A 20,686-nucleotide genomic window follows, 5' to 3' on the forward strand; every position below is an offset into this window, starting at 1 on the left:
AACCATGACCGACGCTGTAGCCTTTGATGCCGAACTCGATGCCAGCGGCCTCAATTGCCCGTTGCCTCTACTCAAGGCCAAGCTGGAACTCAATCGATTGGCCAGTGGCGCTGTGCTCAAGGTGATCGCCACCGACGCAGGTTCCCAGCGTGATTTCCGCACCTTCGCCAAGCTGGCCGGCCATACCCTGCTGCATGAAGAAGACGCCGCCGGTGTGTACCGTTACTGGTTGCGCAAGGCCTGAACCGTTTGCCCCTACCACCCGAGGTTGATTGATGTTCAAAGTGTTACGAGACTGGATCCAGCGCTACTTCTCCGATGAAGAAGCCGTGGTGCTGGCGGTCCTGCTGTTCCTGGCCTTTACGGCCGTACTCACCTTGGGAGGCATGCTGGCGCCGGTACTGGCGGGGATGGTGCTGGCTTACCTGATGCAGGGCCTGGTCACCACCCTGGAGCGTTTACGCTTGCCGGGCGGCGCGGCAGTGGGCCTGGTATTCGCCTTGTTCATGGGGCTGCTGGTGGTGTTTGTCGTCGTGGTATTGCCGCTGCTGTGGCACCAACTGATCACGTTGTTCAACGAGTTGCCGGGCATGCTCGCCAAATGGCAGTCGCTGTTGCTGCTGTTGCCGGAGCGTTACCCGCACCTGGTCTCGGACGAGCAGGTGTTGCAGGCCATAGAAGTGGCGCGCGGCGAAATCGGCAAGTTCGGGCAATGGGCTCTGACCTTTTCCCTGTCCAGCCTGCCGCTGCTGGTCAACATCATGATCTACCTGGTGCTCGTACCGATCCTGGTGTTCTTCTTCCTCAAGGATCGCGCCATGATCGGACGTTGGGTGAGCGGCTATCTGCCGCGCGAACGAGCGCTGATCACCCGGGTGGCCGAAGAAATGAACCGGCAGATCGCCAACTACATTCGTGGCAAGGTCATCGAGATCATTATCTGCGGGGGCGTTACCTACATCGCGTTTATCGCACTGGACCTCAACTACGCCGCCTTGCTGGCATTGCTGGTAGGGATTTCGGTGGTGGTGCCGTATGTCGGTGCCGTGGTGGTGACGGTGCCGGTGACCTTGATCGCCTTGTTCCAGTGGGGCTGGAGCGACCAGTTCATCTACTTGATGGCGGTCTACGGCATCATCCAGACCCTGGATGGCAACGTGCTGGTGCCGCTGCTGTTCTCGGAGGCGGTCAACCTGCACCCGGTGGCGATCATCTGTGCAGTGTTGTTGTTTGGTGGGCTGTGGGGATTCTGGGGGTGTTCTTTGCGATTCCCCTGGCGACGCTGTTCAAGGCCGTGCTGGATGCGTGGCCGCGGCAGGAGCCGGTGGTGGCACCGTTGTTGTAAGGGGAGGCGCGAATCACTGCTTCATCGCCGCAGTGATCCGCGCTACAGATCAGGCCTTGTTCAACGCCTGGGCTGCGGCCAGAACGGCGTCCACATGGCCCGGCACTTTCACGCCGCGCCATTCCTGGCGCAGCACACCGTCCTTGTCGATCAGGAAGGTGCTGCGATCCACACCCAGGTATTCCTTGCCGTACAGCTTCTTCAGCTTGATGACATCGAACAGCTGGCAGACCGCTTCATCCTTGTCGCTGATCAGCTCGAACGGGAATTCCTGCTTGCCCTTGAAGTTCTCATGGGACTTCACGCTGTCGCGCGACACGCCAAACACTTCGGTGTTGGCGGCCTTGAATGCTGCGTACTGGTCACGGAAACCCTGGCCTTCGGTGGTGCAGCCCGGGGTGCTGTCCTTCGGGTAGAAGTAGATCACCACGTGCTTGCCCTTGAGGGCGGCAAGGCTGAAGGTCTGGCCGCTGGTGGCCTGGGCTTCGAAATCGGCTACGGGTTTGTCGATGACTACCGCCATGAAAAAACTTCCTTACATTGGGTTCTGTGGGCGCCACGGCTCGATCAACGCGTCGAGGTTCAGGGCATCGGCGAAATCCAGGAACTGGTCGCGCAGCCAACTGATCTGCACGCCGGCCGGCAGGGTCACGGTGAAGGTGGCGTTGAGCATGGTGCCGCCGGTTTGCGGGGCCTGGTAGGTGTCGCAGGTCAGGTTCTCCAGTTCGACGTTATGGTCGATGAAGAACTGGCACAGCTCATTGACGATGTCCGAACGGTAGGCCGAGCTGACATACGCCACATAAGGAAGCGCCTGCGGGCGATTCTCCAGGGCGGCGCTGCGCACCACGTTGACGGTGAAGTCGTGCTTCTTGGCCAGGCCCGGCAGGCCGGTCTCCAGGCGCGCCAGGGCATCCCAGGTGCCGGAAATCTGCAGGACCAGCGCACTGCACTCGCCATGGCGGGTCAGGCGGGAGGTCACCACGGCACAGCGGTTTTCATGGCTGGCGCGGCACAGGACGTTGGTCAGCTCCATGGGGTTGGCGCCGAGGGCACTGATAACAAGGAATTGTTCGCGAACTGTGGGGGTGGACATGCAGCCTTCCTAAAACGATGAGCGGTCGATACGGTGAGGGCTGTATCGATCAAAGCATGAAGGGTAGCGAAAAGCGTCGCCAAGGGATAGGAGGGGGCGTTTTCATTACGTGATCCGCCTGATTTTGCCCTGCCTCAAGTGGTGCTTTGGCCCGATGATGGCATTGCCCGTCGTTTAGTTGCGCCAGAACGCATCCTCAGGCGGTACTTCGCTTGTACAAGCATCTTGGCGCCAGTACCATTACGGCTCTCTTTTTCCGGCAGGAGCGGTTGCATGATTGCGGGCAGTATGGTGGCACTGGTCACACCCATGGATGCACAAGGTCATCTCGACTGGGACAGCCTGGGCAAACTGGTGGACTTCCACCTGCAAGAAGGCACCAACGCCATCGTGGCGGTCGGCACCACAGGTGAATCGGCCACCCTCGATGTGGAAGAACACATCCAGGTGATCGAATTCGTGGTCAAGCGCGTCGCGGGGCGTATTGCCGTGATCGCCGGCACGGGCGCCAACTCGACGCGCGAAGCCATCGAGCTGACCCGAAACGCCAAGAAAGCCGGCGCCGACGCCTGCCTGCTGGTGACCCCGTACTACAACAAGCCGACCCAGGAAGGCCTGTACCAGCACTTCCGCACCATTGCCGAAGCCGTCGACATCCCGCAGATCCTCTATAACGTGCCGGGTCGTACCGCGTGCGATATGAAGGCCGAGACCGTGATCCGCCTCTCTACCGTGCCGAACATCATCGGCATCAAGGAAGCCACCGGCGACCTGCAGCGCGCCAAGGATATCCTGGCCGGGGTGAGCAGCGATTTCCTGCTGTATTCCGGTGACGACGCCACGGCTGTCGAGCTGATCCTGCTGGGGGGCAAGGGCAATATCTCCGTGACCGCCAACGTGGCCCCGCGCGCCATGAGCGACATGTGTGCCGCCGCCATCGCCGGCGACGCCGTGACTGCCCGTGCGATCCACGAGAAGCTGATGCCGCTCAACAAGACACTGTTTATCGAATCCAACCCTATTCCCGTGAAGTGGGCGCTGTTCGAGATGGGCCTGATGCCGGACGGTATCCGTCTGCCGCTCACCCGCCTCAGCGAAGCCTGTCACGAACCGCTGCGACAGGCCCTGCGCCAGTCCGGCGTCCTGGTTTAATTGAGGAAGCACTACGCATGAAGCGATTGGCCGGACTTTCCGCACTTGCCTTGATTATCTCCAGCACCAGTGGCTGCGGTTGGATCTGGGGCCCGGAAGGCTACTTCCGTGACCGCGGCAGCGATTACCTGGAAGCACAAGCAACCAAACCGATGCAACTGCCGCCGGACGTCAACGTCGCCAAGCGCCTTGACCCTTTGCTGCCGATTCCACGCAACGTTGCCGACGACACCACCAAGGGTGAATACGTCGTGCCACGTCCACAGCCGATCTCGGCCGTGGCGGATGCCAGCGATTACAGCCTGCAGAAGAGCGGTGATTCGCGTTGGATCGTGGCGCAGCGCCCACCTGCCGAAGTCTGGCCGGTAGCGGTGCAGTTCTTCCAGGACAACGGTTTCCGCATCGACGAGCAGCGCCCGCAGACCGGTGAATTTACCACGGCATGGCAGCAGGGCAGCGAGCTGTCCGCCACCATGGCCAAGCGCCTGCAGGCCGGTGGTGTCGCCGCCGACAGCGAAGCCCGTGTGCGTGTGCGCATCGAGCCGGGTGTGCAGCGCAACACCAGTGAAGTCTACGTGGTCAGCGCCGAGCGTCCTGCCGGCAGCACCGCCAACGTCGACTTCACCAACCGCTCGGTCAACACCGGTGTCGACTCGGCATTGGTCGACGAGATGCTGGCCAGCATGAGCCGTATCTCCGAGAAGGGCGGTTCCGTTTCCCTGCTCGCCGCCCGTGATTACGACACCCCGAGCCGCGTCAGCCTCACCGAGGACGGCAGCGGCAACGTGGTGCTGAACCTGGGTGAAGACCTGGATCGCGCCTGGGCCAGCGTCGGCCGCGCGTTGGAGCAAGGCCCATGGCGTGTTGAAGACATCAACCGCAGCCTGGGCCTGTACTACATCAACGTGGCTGAAAAGGCCGAGCGCAAAGACGATGAGCCTGGTTTCTTCGGCAAACTGTTCGGCAGCAAGCCGACCAAGGAAGAAATCGAGACCCGCGCCGAGCGTTATCAGGTGCGTTTGAGCAAGGTTGGCGAGACTGTGCAGGTCACCGTCGAGAAGAACATCAACACCGTCGCGCCGGCTGAAACAGCGCGCAAGGTGTTGGGCGTTATTCAGGACAACCTGGGCTGATCCGATGCGTTTTGCCGTTCTCGGCAGCGGTAGCCAAGGGAACGGCACGCTGGTCGCCCATGACGACACGTACGTGCTGGTGGATTGTGGTTTCTCGTTAAAGGAAACCGAGCGGCGCCTGCTGCGCCTGGGGGTTCACCCCTCGCAGTTGAGCGCGATTCTGGTGACCCACGAACATGCCGACCACGTGCATGGCGTGGGTTTGCTGTCTCGGCGCTACAATCTTCCGGTGTACCTCAGTCGCGGCACACTGCGCGGGATGCGCAAACCTATAGAACCCGCAGGTTTCCTGGCCGGTGGCGAGCAGCTGCAAATCGGTGCCCTGAGCATCGATGTGATTGCCGTGGCGCACGACGCCCAGGAGCCGACGCAGTATGTATTCAGTGACGGAGAGCGGCGTTTCGGCGTGCTCACCGACCTGGGCTCCTACTGCGCCAAGGTGCTGGACGGCTACCGGAACCTCGATGCCTTGATGATCGAGTCCAACCACTGCCGAGACCTGCTGGCTCGCGGTCACTACCCGTACTTTCTCAAGCAACGGGTCGGCGGCGAACTGGGACATTTGAACAATCATCAGGCGGCGTACCTGGTGTATGAGTTGGGCTGGCAAGACCTGCAACACCTGGTCCTGGCCCACTTGAGCAGCAAGAACAACCTGCCGACGCTTGCCCGGCAATGTTTTGTCGACACCCTCGGGTGCGACCCGGACTGGCTGCAACTGGCCGATCAAGATTCAGGGCTCGACTGGCGACATATCGCCTAGCCCACCTCACTCAAAGCGGAGCCCATCATGGAAAAACGTGAAGAACTCTACCGCGGCAAAGCCAAGTCGGTTTACAAGACCGACGACGCCAACCGCCTGATCCTGCTGTTTCGCAACGACACCTCGGCGTTCGACGGCAAGCGCATCGAACAACTTGATCGCAAGGGCATGGTGAACAACAAGTTCAACGCCTTCATCATGCAGAAACTCGAAGCGGCCGGGATTCCGACCCAATTCGACAAACTGCTGGGCGACAACGAGTGCCTGGTGAAGAAGCTGGACATGATCCCGGTGGAATGCGTCGTACGTAACTACGCCGCTGGCAGCCTGGTCAAGCGCCTGGGCGTGGAAGAGGGCCTCAAGCTCAACCCTTACACGTTCGAGCTGTTCCTGAAGGACGACGCCAAGGGCGACCCGTTCATCAACGAATCCCACGTCGTGGCATTCGGCTGGGGCACCGCCGAGCAACTGGCACGCATGAAGGAGTTGTCCCTCAGGGTCAACGACGTGCTGAGCAAGCTGTTCGACGACGCAGGCCTGCTGCTGGTGGACTTCAAGCTGGAATTCGGTGTATTCCACGATGGCTCCATCGTCCTCGGCGACGAATTCAGCCCGGACGGCTGCCGCCTGTGGGACAAGGACACCAAGAAGAAGATGGACAAGGACCGCTTCCGCCAAGGCCTCGGTGATGTGATCGAAGCCTACGAAGAAGTCGCCAAGCGCCTCGGCGTACCGCTTTAATCGACGCAAGCATCTGATAGCACGGAAAAAAATCTCGTTTGAGCTTTGCTTCCACGAAACAGGCTGTTATGATGCGCGCCGTTGGAGAGATGCCAGAGTGGCCGAATGGGACGGATTCGAAATCCGTTGTACCTTCACCGGTACCTAGGGTTCGAATCCCTATCTCTCCGCCATTACATAGAAAAAGCCCCGTAGCTGAATAAGCTACGGGGCTTTTTCGTTTCTGAGATTTGAGGGCAAGCTGCTCGTTCCGAGCAGCAAACAGGGCCGCAGTGGTTGTTGCCAGCAGGCACAACCAACCGTATTCCGTCTTCAAGCAGTCCTTACTGGCTTGATCAGACTTTCTGCTGGAATACCAAACATCTCATGCAGCTTCCAAATCATTGGCAAGGTCAGCGCTCGTTTTCCATTCAGCACTTCATAAACACGATTCTGGCGGCCAATGGCGGGAATAAGATCAGCCGCCGACAGGCCAGACTGTTCCATTCTGAAGCGAATGGCATCGATTGGGTTGGGCAGGTCCATGGGAAAGTGTTTGGCTTCATAGGCCTCGATCAGCGTGATCATTACGTCAAAGTAATCACCTTGCGGGGTGCCCGGTTCTGGTTCGTTGTCGAACAGCGCAGAGACAGACTTGAGTGCGTCCTTGTAATCCTGTTCGGTGTGGATAGGTCGGATGTTCATGGGTTACTCCGTTTCGTCATCTTTGATGTGTTCCCAGTATTCTCGTGGGCATCATGCTCGGCGACGCTGCAAATAACTCACTGATATTTATAACTTCCCATTTCCTGGGTGTACGCCCCTCAAGTCTTTATCCGCACGGCCGAAATACTCTCGTACGACATCGTATCCCCCAATAAGAGAGTCCCCCCTAATGTCCCTTCGCAGCCTGTCCATCGCCCGCCGTGCGGGTCTGGGTTTTGCCCTGATTGCTTTGCTCGTGGCCCTGCTGGGTTTTTTTGCACTGTCGAACATGGCAAATATCCGCGCCAGCGCGGTGCAGGTGGAAAGCGGGCTGGTGCCGAAGATGCGGCTGGTGGCGGACATTCGCGAAATCATGCTGCGCATTCGTACGATCTCTTTGCGCATGGCCCTGGACCCAAACCCGGCGAGCATCCCGCAATACCGTAGCCAGATGGACACCCGCAGCCAGGACCTGAGCAAACGACTGGCCGACCTCGATGCAGTGATCGACACCCCCGAAGTGCGCACGCTCTACGACCAGTTCCAGGTCTCGCTGCGCCAATACCAGCAAGGGCTGGCGCAGTCGTTCATCCTTGCCGACAAGCAGCAGGGCGCCGAACTCAACAAGCTGTTGCTGGTGGATATGAAAACCGTGGTGGATGGCTCCGGGGCCCAACTCAATGCCCTGGCCGACTACTACAACGCCCAGATCAACCAGCAAGGCCAGGCGGCCGAGTCGCAGTACAGCCGTTCGCGCACCATGGTGTTCGGCTTTGTGATCGTGGCCGGGTTGAGCACCGTGCTGCTGGCCTGGTTGCTCACGCGCAGTATTGTTGGCCCGCTCAGCCATGCCGTGCGGGCTGCCGAGAACGTTGCCCAAGGTGACCTGACCCAAACGGTGGACGTGAGCGGCGACGACGAAGTGACGCGTCTGCTCGTGGCACTCAAGACCATGCAGGCCAACCTGCGCGGGACCTTGCAACTGATTCGCCAGTCGGCCGGGCAGATGGCGTCATCGGCCACCGACCTCAACGGCATCACCGACCAGAGCAGCCGCAGCCTGCAAAAGCAGACCGCTGAAATCGAGCAGGCTGCCACCGCCGTCAACGAGATGACCTCGGCGGCGGATGAGGTGGCGCGCAATGCGGTGTCCACCTCCGAGTCCACTCGCCTTTCCAATGAAACCGCACGCGAAGGCCAGCACCGTGTGGGTGAAACGGTCAGCGCCATTCAAGCCCTGAGCACCAACATCGGCGAAACCTCGATCCTGGTGCAGAACCTCGCCGAGCAATCGCGGGATATCGGCAAGGTGCTCGATGTGATCCGCTCCATCGCCGAGCAGACCAACCTGCTGGCACTCAACGCTGCGATCGAGGCGGCGCGGGCCGGTGAGTCGGGGCGCGGCTTTGCGGTGGTGGCTGACGAAGTCCGTGCACTGGCCCACCGTACCCAGCAATCGACCCTGGAAATCGACCAGATGGTGACCGCGATGCGTACGGGGTCCAACGACGCGTTGAGCTCGATGCAGTCGAGTACCCAGCGTGCCACCGACACTCTGGCTTTGGCTGAGGGGCGGGGGCGCATTGAGCCAGATCACCGACTCCATCGACCAGATCCACCAGCGCAACCTGGTCATCGCCAGCGCCGCCGAGGAGCAGGCCCAGGTGGCCAAGGAAGTCGATCGCAATATCGTCAATATTCGCGACCTGTCTGCACAATCCTCTTCCGGTGCCGGGCAGATCAATGGATCGAGTCGAGAACTGGCGCAGCTGGCCGTTTCCTTGAACGAAGCCGTCGCAAGGTTTCAGCTGTAGTGACATGCGCGGGCTAGTTCAGTGTCGACTCGTCCACGATCTCGATATTGACGGCCTGCCAGTCGCCGCCCGGGCCCCTGACCAATTCGTAGGTGACCGTCTGCCCCTCGCGCAGCCGCCGGCCGCCCTGGGCGGTGGTGGCGCTGCGAAAGAAAATGTCCTGCTCATCGTAGGCGGCGGTCTTGCTGCTGATGGAGATTGCAGTCTGTGGAGTTTTCCTGGGCATGGCCGTTCTCCTTTCCAGTGCAATAGGTGGCCCGTCGGGGCAGGTATGTCTGCGGGCATCAAGCGGGTCAGGACACGATTTGGACTTTATCGGCCTGCATGCCTTTCTGGCCCTGTACGGCTTCAAAGGTGACCTTCTGGCCCTCCTTCAGAGTTTTGAACCCGCTGCCCTCGATTGCCCTGAAGTGGACGAACAGGTCGGGGCCGTTCTCCGGCGTGATGAATCCGTAACCCTTTTCATCGTTGAACCACTTCACTGTGCCGCTCTGTCTGTCGCTCATTCTTGGTGTCCTCGAACCGGTGTGCCCCGCTGCAGATTCGTCGCGGTACCCATAAGCAAAGTCCCGAAGCCGCTGCTCGTCAACGCGCCACGGGACCAGCGGTACTGTCATTCCTGACAGGTTCGCCGCCTGTGCCGTTGCGCGATACTGCTTCGTTTTACCGTGGGTTTTCGTGCTGCGCGGGCAGCAGTTCCAGCACCCGATTCCGACCGCCTTCGGCCACCAGATAGGTGCCGCGCGCGGTTGGCACAATCGACTGTGGCGCCTTCAGGAAAGACAGGATGGTCTGCCGGTGCCCCTGTTTATCAATCAGCAGCAACCGCGCACGGTGGGTGGCATCTTCAGTGATCCACAGGCCCCGCTCATCGCACATCAGGAACGTCGGCTGATTCAGCTTGGCCAGCACGACCGGGTCGCTGCCGTCTTCGGTCAGCTCGCGAACCATGCCTTCCTTCTTTTTGGTGTAGAGCAGGCGCCCGTCGGTGCAGCGGATGATCGACTCACCCTCGTCCAGGCCTTTGCGCACCACGCTCAAGCTCTGGTCGCTCCAGCGATAACGCAGCACCCGGCCTTCATCGCGCCTGTCTTCCATGGCATAGAGGTACTTACCGTCGTCCCACAGGCCTTGTACGTTCTGGCCCCTGAACAGTTCGGTGACGACGCCGTCCTTGAGAAAACTGACCGGGGAATCGAGGGCTTCCTGGCTGAACACCCAACCGCCACGGGTGGCGAACATGCCGTCGGGTTTGGACAGATTGCCCACCACAACCTCGCGGGTGCCGTTGGGGTGGATGCGCAGGATGCTGCCCTTGGCGTCGTCGAGTTCCTGGCTGACCATCAGTGAGCCATCGTCCAGGGGCATCAAGGACGCGGCCTTGGCCACGTCGCGATGCAGCACCTGGTAACGCCATTGCTCGGCGGCACGCACCGGGTAGAAGTTCTGCCAGGCGAAAAAGCCCAAGGTTGCGGCACACAGCAGGGCGAGTGTCCACAGGGTGAGGCGCAGGGCCCGATGAGGTTTAACTGTTTGAGGCATAGCGCAGCCGGTAACGAATCAAAAGGTCGTCCACGGTACCAAGCATGCCGCTGAACATCACCCTGTCATTGCCCTGATCTCCTGCTAACGCTCGCCTGCCGTCCCATCCAGCCCACGACGGATCTTTTCCAGCAACTCATCGATGTGAAACGGCTTGGAAATCAGATCCATGCCTTCGCCGAGGAAACTTTGCCGGTTCGCGGCATTTTCCGCGTAGCCGGTCATGAACAGGATCGGCAAGGTGTGGCGGATCTCGCGTGCCACGTCTGCCAGTTCGCGCCCGGTCATAAAGGGCAGGCCGACGTCGGTCAACAACAGGTTGATGCTCGGATCGCTGCGCAGGCAGACCACCGCTTCGTCACCATTGGCGGCCAGGCTGCAGCGGTAGCCGGCGTCGGCCAGGATTTCGGCGACAAAGCTGCGCACCGAAGGCATGTCTTCGACGACCAGCACATGTTCGCCCTGGCTCTGGCCGGGTGCGGCCAGAGGCTTGGTCACGATGCTGGCAGGCCCGCTGGCGGCGGGAAGCATGATGGTCACTTCGGTGCCCTGGCGGGTCACGCTGCGGATCTGTGCATCGCCGCCGGACTGGCGGGCGAACCCGTAGATAGTCGACAGGCCCAACCCGGTACCCTGGCCCAGCGGCTTGGTGGTGAAGAAAGGGTCGAAGACTTTGTCGATGACGCTGTGTTCGATGCCCACCCCGTTGTCCCGCACCGACAGGGCGATGTAGGCGCCGTTTTCCAGTTTCAGGTTGCCACTGGAGTAGGCCGGGTAAGTCGTCACCCAGACAGTGCCGCCCTTGGGCAGCGCGTCGCGGGCGTTGATCACCAGATTCAGCACCGCACTTTCCAGCTGGATCGGATCGACCATCGCCACGGCTGGGTTGTTGGTCAGCTCCAGCTTCAGCGCGATATGTTCACCGATGGTGCGTACCAGCAGTTCCTCCAGGGAGCGGATATGCGCGTTGATGTCGATCGGCCGCGTATCCAGCGGTTGCTGGCGGGCGAAGGCGAGCAGGCGGTTGGTCAGGCCGGCGGCGCTCAGGGCCGAGCTCAACGCTGCATCGGCATAGGCCATGACCTTGTCGGTGCGCTGGGTCTCGATGCGTTTCTTGATCAGCTCCAGGCTGGTGATGATCCCGGTCAGCAGGTTGTTGAAGTCATGGGCAATGCCGCCGGTGAGCTTGCCCAGGGCATCCATCTTCTGCGCCTGCAACAGTTGCGCCTCGGTACGTGCCAACTGGGTGGCGGCGTTGGCCAGCTCGGCCTGTTGGTGCCGCTCGCGGTGGCGGTGCTCGGTGACGTCTTCGACAAACACCAGGCTCAATTCGGCGCTGCGGTAGGGCGAAACCTGCCATTCGGTCTCGCGCAACTGACCGTCGACCTTCATCTGCAAGGTGCCCTTCCAACGCTCGCCCGCAGCCAGGCGCTGGCACAGTTCCTGGAGCACGCCGAGCTGATCGGCGGCGAAGCACTCCAGCAGGGCGTCGGGGTTGAGGTTGTCGTGAATCAACTGGGCGAAGGCGTGGTTACATTCGTGGACCTTGAGCTGCGCGTCCATGACCGCAATCGGTGCGCTGATATTGAAGAATATTTCGCGAAAGCGTGCCTCGCTCTCGCGCAGCGCATATTCGGTGTCGCGCACCCGCAGCAAGGTCCGCAGGGTCGCCAGCAGCACATCGGGGTCGATAGGGTGGATCAGGTACGCATCGGCCCCGGCATCCAGGCCGGTGATGATGTCGCCGGTCTCGATGGAGGCGGCCGACACGTGCACCACCGGCAGCAAGGCCGTGACCGGATCGGCGCGCAGCCCGCGTACGATGTCGAAGCCGCTCATGTCCGGCAGGTTGACGTCGAGGATCAGCCCGTCGATTTTTTGGCTGGCGATCAGGTCCAGCCCTTCCTGGCCGGTGCCGGCCTCTAGCACGCGGTAGTCATGGTTCTCCAGGCGCCGGCGCAGGGCATAGCGGGTCGCCGCGTTGTCGTCGACGATCAGCAGTTGGATGTCACGGTTCATCAACAGGCCCGCCAGGAATAGAGAGAGGAATGATCACGAAGAACATCGAGCCCACGCCTGGGGTACTTTCCACGCCGACGCGGCCGCCGAGCAACTCGGCAAAGCGTTTGCACAGCGACAGCCCCAGGCCGGTGCCGCGCAGGCGTTTTTGCAGCGGCGAATCGATCTGGGAAAAGTCTTCGAACAGGTTGCTGTGCAATTCGGCCGGAATGCCCAGGCCGGTGTCGTGCACGGCAAAGCGGATTTCCTGATCACCCACTCTCTGCGCCGACACTCGCACTTCACCTTGCACCGTGAACTTCAGGGCGTTGGAGATGAAGTTGCGCAGGATCTGCGCGAGCTTCTTGTCATCGGTGTACAGCTTGGGCAAGCCGATCGGCTCTTCGAAGATCAAGTCCACCGACGTCGCATCGACGATCGGGCGAAACATCCCGCGCAACGCCGAGAACAGATCGAACATGTCGAACCAGGCCGGCGAGATCGTGATGCGCCCGGCCTCGATCTTGGCCAGGTCCAGCAGGTCGTCGACCATTTCGCGCAGTTCGCGTGCGGAGCTGCGGATAAACCCGACCTGCGTGTGCTGCTCAGGGCTCAGGGGACCGTCGAGTTCGTCGACCAGCAGGCTGGTGATGCTCAGGATCGAGCCCAGGGGCGTGCGGAATTCATGGCTCATGTACGACAGGAAACGGCTTTTCAGGTCCGACGCCTGGCGCAGTTGGTCGGCCTGGGTATCCAGCTCGGCATAGAGTGCCAATACGCCCTGGTTGGTTTCGTCCAGTTCGGCGCGCAGTGCATCGGCTTCCAGTCGAAGCGTTCGCACTTGCTCCTCAAGCGAAACGGTGGTGTCAGCCATCGGTGGCCTCCAGGGCAATCACAAAGACGGTAACGTCATCCCGGCCGCGACAGAAATCACGGTGCAGGACGGCGGCGATCAGGGCAGGGTGGCGATGGGAAAGCCCGGGATAGTCCGCCAGGTTCCAGCGTGACTGCAGGCCGTCGCTGTAGAGGATCAGCATCTGGCCACCCACTTGAGCGTAGTCGAAGGGCTGCGCCTTGCGAAACTGCACGCCTACGATCCCGGGATGGGACGCCAGCCCGCGGGACTTGCCGGGGCCGATCAGGCTGGCGCCGATATTGCCCACCCCGGTAAAGCGCAGGCTGTCTGCCGTGGCATCGTACTGCGCCACGGCCACGGCTGCGCCGCGGGTGCCGTTCATGCCGATATGCAGGTCGTTGAACAGCTCGCTTGCGTCGAAGAAGGCGTCTTGGGCAAACACCGCTTCGCCGGCCTGCGCCGCGCGTTCGGCTTCGCTGCCATGGCCCAGGCCGTCGGCTACCATTACGCTGAACCGGCCGGGTTCGATCACCAGGTGCCAGGCATCGCCGCAGGCCGGGTCGTTGTGCAGGGAATGCTGGCTGACGCCGTAGCGGATATCTTTGGGGGCCGAGGCCCGTGGATACAGGCGCGCCAGCATCGCCGTGCCGCGTTGATCGGCGTACACGTCGAACACCTGGGCCACACGAGCAATGGCGCCCATGCCGATGCCCTGGGTGCCGCCGGTGGAAAAGCCGTCCACCAGGCAACTGTCCAGGTCAAAGCCCTGGCCACGGTCCACGGCGATCAGCTCCACGCCCTGGTTACCCGTGAGGCGCAGATGCAATTGGCCATGGGCGGCATGCTTGAGGATATTGCTGGCCAGCTCGGTGGCCACCAGTGCCACGCGGCCGGCATCGGTCTCGTCGAAGCCCGATTGTTCGGCCAACTGTTGCGCGGTGCGTCGGGCATGGCCGATCTGGCTGACATCCTCGATCAACAACACCTGGGTCAGGGCACTGGGAATATTCAGGCCCATCGGGTAATCGTCACGCGGGTGCCCTGGCCGGGTGCGGTGTCCAGTTCAAACTCGTCCACCAACCGCTTGGCGCCGGTCAGGCCCAGGCCCAGGCCGCTGCCGGAGGTCCAGCCGTCGGTCATCGCCAACTTGAGGTCGGGGATGCCCGGCCCTTCGTCGCGAAAGGTCAGGCGCAGGCCTGGGCGGTGGTCTTTTTCGACCACGGCCCAATCCATATGGCCGCCGCCGCCGTACACCACGGTGTTGCGCGCCAGCTCACTGACGGCGGTGACCAGTTTGGTCAGGTCGATCAGGCGCATGCCGCATTCCTGGGCCAGCTTGCGCACCAATTGTCGGGCCAGCACTACGTCCTGTTCGATGAGCACCGGGTGAGTGCCACTGCTGGCCTGGGTCATGAGTGGTCTACCCGGTCACGCAACAGTTGCATGCCGCGCTCGACGTTCAACGCGGTGGCCACGCCCGGCAGGGTCATGCCCAGTTCCACCAGCGTGATCGCCACGGCCGGCTGCATGCCTACCAGCACGGTCTGGGCATCCATGATGCGCGACAGGCCGGAAATGGTGCCGATCATGCGGCCGATAAACGAGTCGACCATGTCCAGCGCCGAAATGTCGATCAGCACGCCCCGGGCGGATGTGCGGCTGATGCGCTCGGACAGGTCGTCCTGCAGCGTCAGCGCCAGCTGGTCATGCATGTCGACCTGGATCGTCACGAGCAGGAACTCGCCCATCTGCAAAATAGGGATACGTTCCATGCTTAAACAGCCTTGCTGATGGTGACGCCCAGGCGTTTCAGAGCCAACGCCAAGGCATCCGCCAGGTTAGCCTTGGTCACCACGCCTTGCAGGTCGAGGCCCAGGTGCACGATGGTCTGGGCGATCTGCGGACGCACGCCGCTGATGATGCAGTCGGCACCCATGAGGCGGATGGCCGTAACGGTTTTCAACAGGTGCTGGGCTACCAGGGTGTCCACGGTGGGTACGCCGGTGATGTCGATGATGGCGATTTCCGAGCCGGTGTCGACGATGCGCTGCAGCAGCGACTCCATGACCACCTGGGTGCGTTGCGAATCCAGGGTGCCGATCATCGGCAGGGCCAGCACGCCGTCCCACAGCTTGACCACCGGGGTGGACAGTTCCAGCAATTCTTCCTGCTGGCGCTTGATCACCGACTCACGGGATTTCTGGAACGTACGGATGGTGTGCATGCCCAGCGCGTCAAGCAGCTCGGAGATTTCCCACAGTTGTTCGGCCAGTTGCGTCGGTTGTTCGGCATATTCCCGTTGCAGCAGGGCGAACAGCGGGCCCTTGAGGGCAAAGATAAAGCTGGCGGTCTGTTGCGAGTCCTGACCGACCAGGGCGCGGCTGTGGGAGAGCTTTTCCAGGAATACTCGGGTTTCTGCCCAGTTTTCATGGTTGACCGGCTGGGAACCGCCTTGCTGCAGGGCCGCGATCAGCAGGTTGAGGAAGTCGTTGGCCTGCTGCCGGGTGTCTTCGGCCTTGACGTTACGCGTGGCCCCCGAAGCTTCAAGGCTGGCAACCCATTCGGTCAGCAGGGTCGGGCGATGGGTGTGCAGTGCCTGGATGGTGTGAGCTTGCAGAGTTGCCACGGGAAACCTCCTTGAATGCCTTGTTGAGTGGCATGCAATTTATACTAAATTGAAGTGCTTTGAATTGTTTCGAAGGTTTTCGTTCATTTGCCTCAAGCCCTGTGGACCGGGCGCTTCGGGCAGGTGGAGGCGGGATGGGGGTCGATGCTGCCGTCGATCGCGATAGCGGCGTCGGAGCAGCCCATTTGGCTGAGTGTGCCGTGGGTGGAACCGCAGGTGAGGTGACCAAACGCCGCGGACGGAGCTGGCCGTCGGCGGCGCTGGAATTGGAGCGGTGGGGCGGGAGATGCCGTTTCGGTCAGTGTGCCACCGAGTCCAGGCCGGTGGATTGCACCACCGGTTGTGCCTGGGGCGAGGCCAGGAACTGCAACAGCGCCTTGGCCTGTGCAGGGTGTTCGGCATTGACCGGGATGCCCGCCGCAAAGCGCGTCACCGATTGCACGTCTTCCGGGATCTTGCCGACGTACGTCACTCCCGGCACCGGCAATAACTCCGCCACCTGCTGCAAGCCCACCTCGTAATCGCCCTTGGCGACCTGTTCGGCCACCGGGAGGCGTTCGATCATGGTGCCTTTGGCGGGCATGCCGAGCTTCTTGAACAGCTCTTTCTCGACATACACTCCGCTGGCGCTGTCCGAATACGCCACGGACTTGGCCTTGCTCAGTACGGCCTTGAGTTCGGCATCGGTGCCGATCGCGGGTTTGGTCGCACCTGCCTTCACCACCAGGCCGATGCGCGAATCCGCCAGTTCCACGCGGGACGCCGGGTCGACCTTGCCTTGTTTGATCAAGTCATCCAGGGCATAGCCGACCATGATCACCACGTCGGCATGTTCACCACGGGCCAGGCGGTTGGGAATCGCTTCCGGCGCCTTGCCCATGGACGGGCCGAGGACGGTATCGAGGGTGTCGCCGCTGTGCTGGGCGTATTGCGGGCCCAGCAGTTTATAGGCGGCGGTGAAGCCACCGGAGGTCATCACCTTGAGTTCCTCGGCCTGGGCCGTCAGCGCCAGGGCACCGAGGGCCAGGGCCGTCAGGGTCTTGAACAGAGACTTCATCACGCCGCCCCCTGCATCACCTGCCCGCGTGCATTGGCGCGACGATACAGCGCCAGGGTCGAACACAGCGCGCACAACGCAGCGAACATCATCCAATAGGCCGGCGAGGCCTTGTCTTCGGTGATGTGGATGAACCAGGTGGAGATCGCCGGGGTAAACCCACCGAAGATCGCGGTCGCCAGGCTGTAGGCCAGGGAGAAGCCCGCCACGCGCACTTCCACCGGCATGATTTCCGTGAGGGCGGGGATCATCGCGCCGTTGTACATGCCGTACAGGAACGAGAACCACAGCAGCGTCTCCAGCATATGGGCGAAGCTCGGTGCATTCACCACGTAGGACAGCGCCGGATAAGCCGTGAGCACCGTCAACGCGGTCATGGCGATCAGCACCGGCTTGCGGCCGAAGCGGTCGCTCAGGGTGCCGCCGATCGGCAGCCAGACAAAGTTCGACACAGCCACCAGCAAGGTCACCAGCAGCGCGTCGGAGGTGCTCAGTTGCAGCACGGTCTTGCCGAAGGTCGGCGCGTACACGGTGATCAGGTAGAACGCGGTGGTGGTCATGGCCACCATCAGCATGCCGCCGATGACCACGGTCCAGTTTTTCACCAGTGTGGCCAGCACTTCGCGCATGGTCGGGCGATGCTTGCGGTTGGCGAATTCTTCGGTTTCCTGCAGGTTGCGACGCAACACAAAGATAAAGGGGATGATCACGCAACCGATGGCGAACGGAATGCGCCAGCCCCAGTCGGCAACCACCGCCGGTTCCATCCACACGTTCAAGCCATAGCCCAGGGCGGCGGCGACCACGATGGAGATCTGTTGGCTGCCCGATTGCCAGCTGGTGTAGAACCCCTTGCGGCCTGGGGTGGCCATTTCAGACAGGTACACCGACACACCGCCCAGCTCCGCACCGGCCGAGAAGCCTTGCAGCAAGCGGCCCAGTAGCACCAGCAACGGGGCCCACAGGCCAATGGTGTGATAGCCCGGCACCAGCACGATCAACAGCGTGCCGCTGGCCATGATCGACAAGGTCACGATCAACCCTTTGCGGCGACCGACGTCATCGATATAAGCGCCGAGGATGATGGCGCCCAGTGGGCGCATCAGGAAGCCCGCGCCGAACACGGCGAAGGTCATCATTAATGAGGCAAATTCATTGGCGGCAGGGAAGAACGCGGCAGCAATGTAGGTGGCGTAGAAACCGAACAGAAAGAAGTCGAACTGTTCAAGGAAGTTGCCCGAAGTAACGCGGAATACCGCCCCCACTTTAGAACGGGCAGAGTCGGGCAAGGTAGGGCTAGTCATGGTTTTGTGTCTCCAGCGTTCTTTTTAAAGTGCTTGTTTCGCTTAATGCTGAAGATAGTGGCTGACACATTTAGAAATGAAAAGTGAAAAATATGGATTGATTAATGTCTGTTGGTTATGAATTTGCGTGCCTGTCAAAAATCCCGCTCTGTTCTATGCTGGAAGGTATGACCCATTCTTACGGAAGGGAGATGGCTATGGGCAATGAACCGAAGCGCCAGGATGAGCCGGAGCATGAGCAACCCCGGCGACATGAAGAGGAAAAACCCCAGACCTGGAAGCACCCGGACGACGGCACTGAGCTGTCCGAGCGGGATCAGGAGCGTCCGCTCAAGCCCTGATCAATGTTCGGCCGGGGCTAAAAAGCACCCTTGACGGGCCATGAACTGCCTCCACGAAGGGCTCTCCGTGGGGGCAGGTGTTACCTGGGTCGGGGTTTCGAACTCCGCCAGCGCGGCGCCGGTATCGGCATTGATCACCTTAACGCGACACCAGCCACTGTCGGCGTCGGCAATCCCGCCTTTGAGCAGGTAGCGCCCTTGGGCGGCGAACTGGGTGTTGAACTCAATCACACAGCGCCGGCCGGCGCTCGCCAGGCCCGACACGATCAAGTGCAGCGGCTGGTCGGCGGCGATGTCCACGTAACCGTCGGGGCGCGAAGTGCTGCTGTGCACCGAAAACAGTGCGGTTTCCTTACTCGGCGCTCCCACCCTGCCTTGCAGGCATTCATGATCCGTCGACACGCTGACAGACAGCCATTCGTTGTAGCTGGCGTGGGTGCTCAACTCACTTTTGAGCTGTGCTCGCGGGCCTTCGAGCGGTGCCTTGTAGGGCGTCATGGCGGTACATCCGGCCAGTAACAGCGGTAGTGCGATGTTGCGGATGTTTATCAAGGCAATAGCATCCAGTTCAAAGAGGGGGCGTCATGAAACCAGCAACGAAACAGGAAAACCCGAGGCCAGCACCAGATACGCCACCACTGCTGCCAGGCACAGGCCGACAAACACCCGCAACAAGGTGCGGGCGGTGGGGCGGGTGACAAAGCGGATAAGCCAGAGGCAGAACCCGGCCACCAGAATGGCCAGGCCAAAAATGACCAGCACGGTAGTGTTCCTGCGACGTTCGAGCGCTGTTTATAGTCCCAAAGCCGCGTGATGAACAGTGTGCACATAGACGCGGCCGGCCCGGCTTTCTAAACTGCGGCTTGTCTTGGGCTAGGGGCAGGCGCCGATGAATCGCAATGAATTACGCAAGGCCGACATCAACCTGATGGTGGTCTTCGAAGCACTGATGCTCGAGCGCAATGTGACGCGAGTGGCCGAGAAGCTGTTTCTCGGCCAGCCGACCATCAGTTCGGCCCTCAACCGTCTGCGCACCTTGTTCAACGACCCGCTGTTCATTCGCGTCGGCCATCGCATGGAACCTACCGCGCGCGCCGAGGAAATCATCCAGCACCTGTCGCCGGCCCTGGACTCACTGTCGTCGGCCTTGAGCCTGACTCACGATTTCGACCCGTCCATCAGCACTATGACCTTTCGCATCGGTTTGTCCGATGACGTCGAATTCGGCCTGCTGCCACCGTTGCTGCGCGCCTTGCGCCAGGAAGCGCCGCAGGTGGTGTTCGTGGTGCAGCACGTGGACTATTGGCGGATTCCCGATCTGCTGGCGTCCGGCGATATTACCGTCGGCATCACCCAGACCCGTGGCCTGCCGGCGAATGCCAAGCGCAAGCTGCTGCGCCACATTCGTCCGCGACTGCTGCGCGCCGATGCCTCGGACACCCCGCTGACCCTCGATGAATATTGCTCGCGCCCCCATGTGCTGGTGTCCCACACCGCCAACGTGTCCGGGTTTGCCGATGAGTGGCTGGCGGAGATCGGCCGCAAGCGCCATGTGGTGTTGTCGGTGCCGCAATACAGCGCATTGCCCGCGCTGCTGGCCGGGACCGACCTGATCGCCAGCCTGCCGGATTACACGGCCGAGGCCATGGCGGTGTCGGGCAACCTGTTCTGCGAGCCGTTTCCGTTCGAGACGCCGACCCTGGATTTGTCCATGGTCTGGCTCAGTCATGTGGACACCGACCCGGCCGAGCGCTGGGTGCGTTCGCGGCTGGAGGCGTTCATGAGCGATCGGGGCCAGGCAAACAAGGCCTGATGCTTTTATCCGTGCTATATCTACAGACTTTCCTACGAATGACTCGGAGTCATCCATGCCACACCTGCACTTGGAATACACCGCCAACCTGACAAACCTGGCCGTCGAGAAAACCCTGTTGCGGCTCAACAATGTGCTGATGGCGTCCGGGCAGTTCGGTTCCGAGTTCGATATCAAAAGCCGCGCCGTGAAGCTCGAGAGTTTTCAGGTCGGCACCTCCCTCAACCCACGCGGTTTCATCGCGGTGAAGCTGTCACTGCTCAGCGGGCGGTCGCCGCAGGTCAAGCAGCAATTGTCGCAAAGCCTGCTGGCAGCGTTGCAGGATCTGGGCGACTGGCCGACGGATCTGCAGGTTCAACTCAGTGTCCAGCTGGTCGACATGGATCGCGATTCCTACAGCAAAGTCGCGATCGGCTAACCC

The 20,686-nt window shown here is 61.4% G+C and carries 25 protein-coding genes, 1 tRNA gene and 2 pseudogenes; 12 read left to right on the forward strand and 16 right to left on the reverse strand.

Features of this window, described 5'->3' with window-relative positions; all coding sequences use genetic code 11:
* Positions 1-4 precede the first annotated feature (4 nt).
* Positions 5-244: a sulfurtransferase TusA family protein gene (locus NIBR502773_RS22855; protein ID WP_010212198.1), complete on the forward strand. Its 240-nt coding sequence runs from the start codon at positions 5-7 to the stop codon at positions 242-244.
* A gap of 31 nt (positions 245-275) precedes the next feature.
* Positions 276-1,345: pseudogene (locus NIBR502773_RS22860) on the forward strand (AI-2E family transporter).
* Positions 1,346-1,394: 49 nt separating this feature from the next.
* On the opposite strand, the gene NIBR502773_RS22865 reads toward NIBR502773_RS22860, so the two are convergent.
* Both NIBR502773_RS22865 and NIBR502773_RS22870 read right to left on the reverse strand, forming a co-directional pair.
* Positions 1,395-1,868 (reverse strand): peroxiredoxin, encoded by a 474-nt coding sequence (locus NIBR502773_RS22865; protein ID WP_115485873.1) that lies wholly within the window; start codon positions 1,866-1,868, stop codon positions 1,395-1,397.
* Positions 1,869-1,880: 12 nt separating this feature from the next.
* Positions 1,881-2,441, reverse strand: coding sequence for a glycine cleavage system protein R (locus NIBR502773_RS22870; protein ID WP_003172487.1), 561 nt, complete (start codon positions 2,439-2,441; stop codon positions 1,881-1,883).
* A 273-nt stretch (positions 2,442-2,714) separates the two neighbouring features.
* On the opposite strand from NIBR502773_RS22870, the gene dapA reads away from it, so the two are divergent.
* The 5 genes from dapA (at position 2,715) to NIBR502773_RS22895 (ending at position 6,403) form a co-directional block, all read left to right on the forward strand.
* A complete protein-coding gene (dapA, locus tag NIBR502773_RS22875; protein WP_065938895.1) occupies positions 2,715-3,593 on the forward strand; it encodes a 4-hydroxy-tetrahydrodipicolinate synthase in 879 nt (292 codons plus the stop codon).
* 17 nt (positions 3,594-3,610) lie between these two features.
* Positions 3,611-4,726, forward strand: a complete 1,116-nt coding sequence (bamC, locus tag NIBR502773_RS22880; protein WP_115485874.1) for an outer membrane protein assembly factor BamC — start codon at positions 3,611-3,613, stop codon at positions 4,724-4,726.
* A 4-nt stretch (positions 4,727-4,730) separates the two neighbouring features.
* Positions 4,731-5,489 (forward strand): MBL fold metallo-hydrolase, encoded by a 759-nt coding sequence (locus tag NIBR502773_RS22885; RefSeq protein ID WP_027604310.1) that lies wholly within the window; start codon positions 4,731-4,733, stop codon positions 5,487-5,489.
* Between the two features lie 27 nt (positions 5,490-5,516).
* Complete coding sequence (gene purC, locus NIBR502773_RS22890; RefSeq protein WP_115485876.1) at positions 5,517-6,230, forward strand: phosphoribosylaminoimidazolesuccinocarboxamide synthase; 714 nt, start codon at positions 5,517-5,519, stop codon at positions 6,228-6,230.
* A gap of 83 nt (positions 6,231-6,313) precedes the next feature.
* A tRNA-Ser gene (locus NIBR502773_RS22895) sits at positions 6,314-6,403 on the forward strand.
* A gap of 139 nt (positions 6,404-6,542) precedes the next feature.
* Here the strand turns inward: NIBR502773_RS22895 and NIBR502773_RS22900 are convergent.
* The gene (locus NIBR502773_RS22900; RefSeq protein ID WP_141157008.1) at positions 6,543-6,914 is read right to left on the reverse strand and encodes a type II toxin-antitoxin system HigA family antitoxin; all 372 of its coding nucleotides are present in this window, start codon (positions 6,912-6,914) and stop codon (positions 6,543-6,545) included.
* Positions 6,915-7,104: 190 nt separating this feature from the next.
* Here NIBR502773_RS22900 and NIBR502773_RS31360 point away from each other — a divergent pair.
* Together NIBR502773_RS31360 and NIBR502773_RS31365 are read left to right on the forward strand one after the other, a co-directional pair.
* Positions 7,105-7,824, forward strand: a pseudogene (locus NIBR502773_RS31360) (MCP four helix bundle domain-containing protein); the annotation flags it as partial.
* Positions 7,825-7,920: 96 nt separating this feature from the next.
* On the forward strand, positions 7,921-8,745 hold the full coding sequence (locus NIBR502773_RS31365) for a methyl-accepting chemotaxis protein (protein ID WP_373682395.1): 825 nt from the start codon (positions 7,921-7,923) through the stop codon (positions 8,743-8,745).
* On the opposite strand, the gene NIBR502773_RS22910 is transcribed toward NIBR502773_RS31365, so the two are convergent.
* From NIBR502773_RS22910 to NIBR502773_RS22960, 11 genes are all read right to left on the reverse strand, one after another.
* Positions 8,742-8,954, reverse strand: a complete 213-nt coding sequence (locus NIBR502773_RS22910; protein ID WP_027604305.1) for a cold-shock protein — start codon at positions 8,952-8,954, stop codon at positions 8,742-8,744. The genes NIBR502773_RS31365 and NIBR502773_RS22910 overlap by 4 nt on opposite strands.
* A gap of 67 nt (positions 8,955-9,021) precedes the next feature.
* Complete coding sequence (locus tag NIBR502773_RS22915) at positions 9,022-9,234, reverse strand: cold-shock protein (RefSeq protein WP_141157009.1); 213 nt, start codon at positions 9,232-9,234, stop codon at positions 9,022-9,024.
* A gap of 157 nt (positions 9,235-9,391) precedes the next feature.
* A complete protein-coding gene (locus NIBR502773_RS22920) occupies positions 9,392-10,270 on the reverse strand; it encodes a hypothetical protein (RefSeq protein ID WP_177414151.1) in 879 nt (292 codons plus the stop codon).
* Positions 10,271-10,354: 84 nt separating this feature from the next.
* Positions 10,355-12,289: a response regulator gene (locus tag NIBR502773_RS22925; protein WP_141157010.1), complete on the reverse strand. Its 1,935-nt coding sequence runs from the start codon at positions 12,287-12,289 to the stop codon at positions 10,355-10,357.
* The gene (locus NIBR502773_RS22930) at positions 12,279-13,142 is read right to left on the reverse strand and encodes a sensor histidine kinase KdpD (RefSeq protein WP_065938900.1); all 864 of its coding nucleotides are present in this window, start codon (positions 13,140-13,142) and stop codon (positions 12,279-12,281) included. The genes NIBR502773_RS22925 and NIBR502773_RS22930 overlap by 11 nt, the downstream gene beginning before the upstream one ends.
* The gene (locus tag NIBR502773_RS22935; protein WP_141157011.1) at positions 13,135-14,142 is read right to left on the reverse strand and encodes an ATP-binding protein; all 1,008 of its coding nucleotides are present in this window, start codon (positions 14,140-14,142) and stop codon (positions 13,135-13,137) included. The genes NIBR502773_RS22930 and NIBR502773_RS22935 overlap by 8 nt, the downstream gene beginning before the upstream one ends.
* Positions 14,133-14,537, reverse strand: coding sequence for an ATP-binding protein (locus NIBR502773_RS22940; RefSeq protein ID WP_027604300.1), 405 nt, complete (start codon positions 14,535-14,537; stop codon positions 14,133-14,135). Before NIBR502773_RS22940 ends, NIBR502773_RS22935 begins: the two co-directional genes overlap by 10 nt.
* A complete protein-coding gene (locus NIBR502773_RS22945) occupies positions 14,534-14,896 on the reverse strand; it encodes an STAS domain-containing protein (protein WP_065938902.1) in 363 nt (120 codons plus the stop codon). The genes NIBR502773_RS22940 and NIBR502773_RS22945 overlap by 4 nt, the downstream gene beginning before the upstream one ends.
* 2 nt (positions 14,897-14,898) lie before the next feature.
* Positions 14,899-15,750: an STAS domain-containing protein gene (locus tag NIBR502773_RS22950; protein WP_027604298.1), complete on the reverse strand. Its 852-nt coding sequence runs from the start codon at positions 15,748-15,750 to the stop codon at positions 14,899-14,901.
* A gap of 298 nt (positions 15,751-16,048) precedes the next feature.
* Positions 16,049-16,807, reverse strand: a complete 759-nt coding sequence (locus NIBR502773_RS22955; protein WP_141157012.1) for a substrate-binding domain-containing protein — start codon at positions 16,805-16,807, stop codon at positions 16,049-16,051.
* Positions 16,807-18,111 carry an MFS transporter gene (locus tag NIBR502773_RS22960; protein WP_141157013.1) on the reverse strand — a complete coding sequence of 435 codons (1,305 nt, stop codon included), beginning with the start codon at positions 18,109-18,111 and terminating at the stop codon, positions 16,807-16,809. The genes NIBR502773_RS22955 and NIBR502773_RS22960 overlap by 1 nt, the downstream gene beginning before the upstream one ends.
* 197 nt (positions 18,112-18,308) lie before the next feature.
* On the opposite strand from NIBR502773_RS22960, the gene NIBR502773_RS30650 reads away from it, so the two are divergent.
* Positions 18,309-18,452, forward strand: a complete 144-nt coding sequence (locus tag NIBR502773_RS30650) for a hypothetical protein (RefSeq protein ID WP_162844254.1) — start codon at positions 18,309-18,311, stop codon at positions 18,450-18,452.
* On the opposite strand, the gene NIBR502773_RS22965 is transcribed toward NIBR502773_RS30650, so the two are convergent.
* Positions 18,453-18,950 carry a hypothetical protein gene (locus NIBR502773_RS22965; RefSeq protein WP_141157014.1) on the reverse strand — a complete coding sequence of 166 codons (498 nt, stop codon included), beginning with the start codon at positions 18,948-18,950 and terminating at the stop codon, positions 18,453-18,455.
* A gap of 84 nt (positions 18,951-19,034) precedes the next feature.
* On the reverse strand, positions 19,035-19,214 hold the full coding sequence (locus NIBR502773_RS22970) for a hypothetical protein (protein WP_065938906.1): 180 nt from the start codon (positions 19,212-19,214) through the stop codon (positions 19,035-19,037).
* 127 nt (positions 19,215-19,341) lie between these two features.
* Here NIBR502773_RS22970 and NIBR502773_RS22975 point away from each other — a divergent pair, with 127 nt between their 5' ends.
* Both NIBR502773_RS22975 and NIBR502773_RS22980 read left to right on the forward strand, forming a co-directional pair.
* Positions 19,342-20,265 carry a LysR substrate-binding domain-containing protein gene (locus tag NIBR502773_RS22975; RefSeq protein WP_092356590.1) on the forward strand — a complete coding sequence of 308 codons (924 nt, stop codon included), beginning with the start codon at positions 19,342-19,344 and terminating at the stop codon, positions 20,263-20,265.
* Between the two features lie 55 nt (positions 20,266-20,320).
* Positions 20,321-20,683 (forward strand): 5-carboxymethyl-2-hydroxymuconate Delta-isomerase, encoded by a 363-nt coding sequence (locus NIBR502773_RS22980; protein ID WP_065938908.1) that lies wholly within the window; start codon positions 20,321-20,323, stop codon positions 20,681-20,683.
* Positions 20,684-20,686 lie beyond the last annotated feature (3 nt).

It is taken from the genome of Pseudomonas sp. NIBRBAC000502773 (genome assembly GCF_006517195.1).
Lineage (GTDB): Bacteria > Pseudomonadota > Gammaproteobacteria > Pseudomonadales > Pseudomonadaceae > Aquipseudomonas > Aquipseudomonas marginalis.

Excerpts from the sequence above, each read along its gene's own strand:
- NIBR502773_RS22855 (WP_010212198.1), top strand. The coding sequence starts at position 5 with ATGACCGACGCTGTAGCCTTTGATGCCGAACTCGATGCCAGCGGCCTC.
- NIBR502773_RS22865 (WP_115485873.1), bottom strand. The coding sequence starts at position 1,868 with ATGGCGGTAGTCATCGACAAACCCGTAGCCGATTTCGAAGCCCAGGCC.
- NIBR502773_RS22870 (WP_003172487.1), bottom strand. The coding sequence starts at position 2,441 with ATGTCCACCCCCACAGTTCGCGAACAATTCCTTGTTATCAGTGCCCTC.
- dapA (WP_065938895.1), top strand. The coding sequence starts at position 2,715 with ATGATTGCGGGCAGTATGGTGGCACTGGTCACACCCATGGATGCACAA.
- bamC (WP_115485874.1), top strand. The coding sequence starts at position 3,611 with ATGAAGCGATTGGCCGGACTTTCCGCACTTGCCTTGATTATCTCCAGC.
- NIBR502773_RS22885 (WP_027604310.1), top strand. The coding sequence starts at position 4,731 with ATGCGTTTTGCCGTTCTCGGCAGCGGTAGCCAAGGGAACGGCACGCTG.
- purC (WP_115485876.1), top strand. The coding sequence starts at position 5,517 with ATGGAAAAACGTGAAGAACTCTACCGCGGCAAAGCCAAGTCGGTTTAC.
- NIBR502773_RS22900 (WP_141157008.1), bottom strand. The coding sequence starts at position 6,914 with ATGAACATCCGACCTATCCACACCGAACAGGATTACAAGGACGCACTC.
- NIBR502773_RS31365 (WP_373682395.1), top strand. The coding sequence starts at position 7,921 with ATGGCGTCATCGGCCACCGACCTCAACGGCATCACCGACCAGAGCAGC.
- NIBR502773_RS22910 (WP_027604305.1), bottom strand. The coding sequence starts at position 8,954 with ATGCCCAGGAAAACTCCACAGACTGCAATCTCCATCAGCAGCAAGACC.
- NIBR502773_RS22915 (WP_141157009.1), bottom strand. The coding sequence starts at position 9,234 with ATGAGCGACAGACAGAGCGGCACAGTGAAGTGGTTCAACGATGAAAAG.
- NIBR502773_RS22920 (WP_177414151.1), bottom strand. The coding sequence starts at position 10,270 with ATGCCTCAAACAGTTAAACCTCATCGGGCCCTGCGCCTCACCCTGTGG.
- NIBR502773_RS22925 (WP_141157010.1), bottom strand. The coding sequence starts at position 12,289 with ATGAACCGTGACATCCAACTGCTGATCGTCGACGACAACGCGGCGACC.
- NIBR502773_RS22930 (WP_065938900.1), bottom strand. The coding sequence starts at position 13,142 with ATGGCTGACACCACCGTTTCGCTTGAGGAGCAAGTGCGAACGCTTCGA.
- NIBR502773_RS22935 (WP_141157011.1), bottom strand. The coding sequence starts at position 14,142 with ATGGGCCTGAATATTCCCAGTGCCCTGACCCAGGTGTTGTTGATCGAG.
- NIBR502773_RS22940 (WP_027604300.1), bottom strand. The coding sequence starts at position 14,537 with ATGACCCAGGCCAGCAGTGGCACTCACCCGGTGCTCATCGAACAGGAC.
- NIBR502773_RS22945 (WP_065938902.1), bottom strand. The coding sequence starts at position 14,896 with ATGGAACGTATCCCTATTTTGCAGATGGGCGAGTTCCTGCTCGTGACG.
- NIBR502773_RS22955 (WP_141157012.1), bottom strand. The coding sequence starts at position 16,807 with ATGAAGTCTCTGTTCAAGACCCTGACGGCCCTGGCCCTCGGTGCCCTG.
- NIBR502773_RS22960 (WP_141157013.1), bottom strand. The coding sequence starts at position 18,111 with ATGACTAGCCCTACCTTGCCCGACTCTGCCCGTTCTAAAGTGGGGGCG.
- NIBR502773_RS30650 (WP_162844254.1), top strand. The coding sequence starts at position 18,309 with ATGGGCAATGAACCGAAGCGCCAGGATGAGCCGGAGCATGAGCAACCC.
- NIBR502773_RS22965 (WP_141157014.1), bottom strand. The coding sequence starts at position 18,950 with ATGACGCCCTACAAGGCACCGCTCGAAGGCCCGCGAGCACAGCTCAAA.
- NIBR502773_RS22975 (WP_092356590.1), top strand. The coding sequence starts at position 19,342 with ATGAATCGCAATGAATTACGCAAGGCCGACATCAACCTGATGGTGGTC.
- NIBR502773_RS22980 (WP_065938908.1), top strand. The coding sequence starts at position 20,321 with ATGCCACACCTGCACTTGGAATACACCGCCAACCTGACAAACCTGGCC.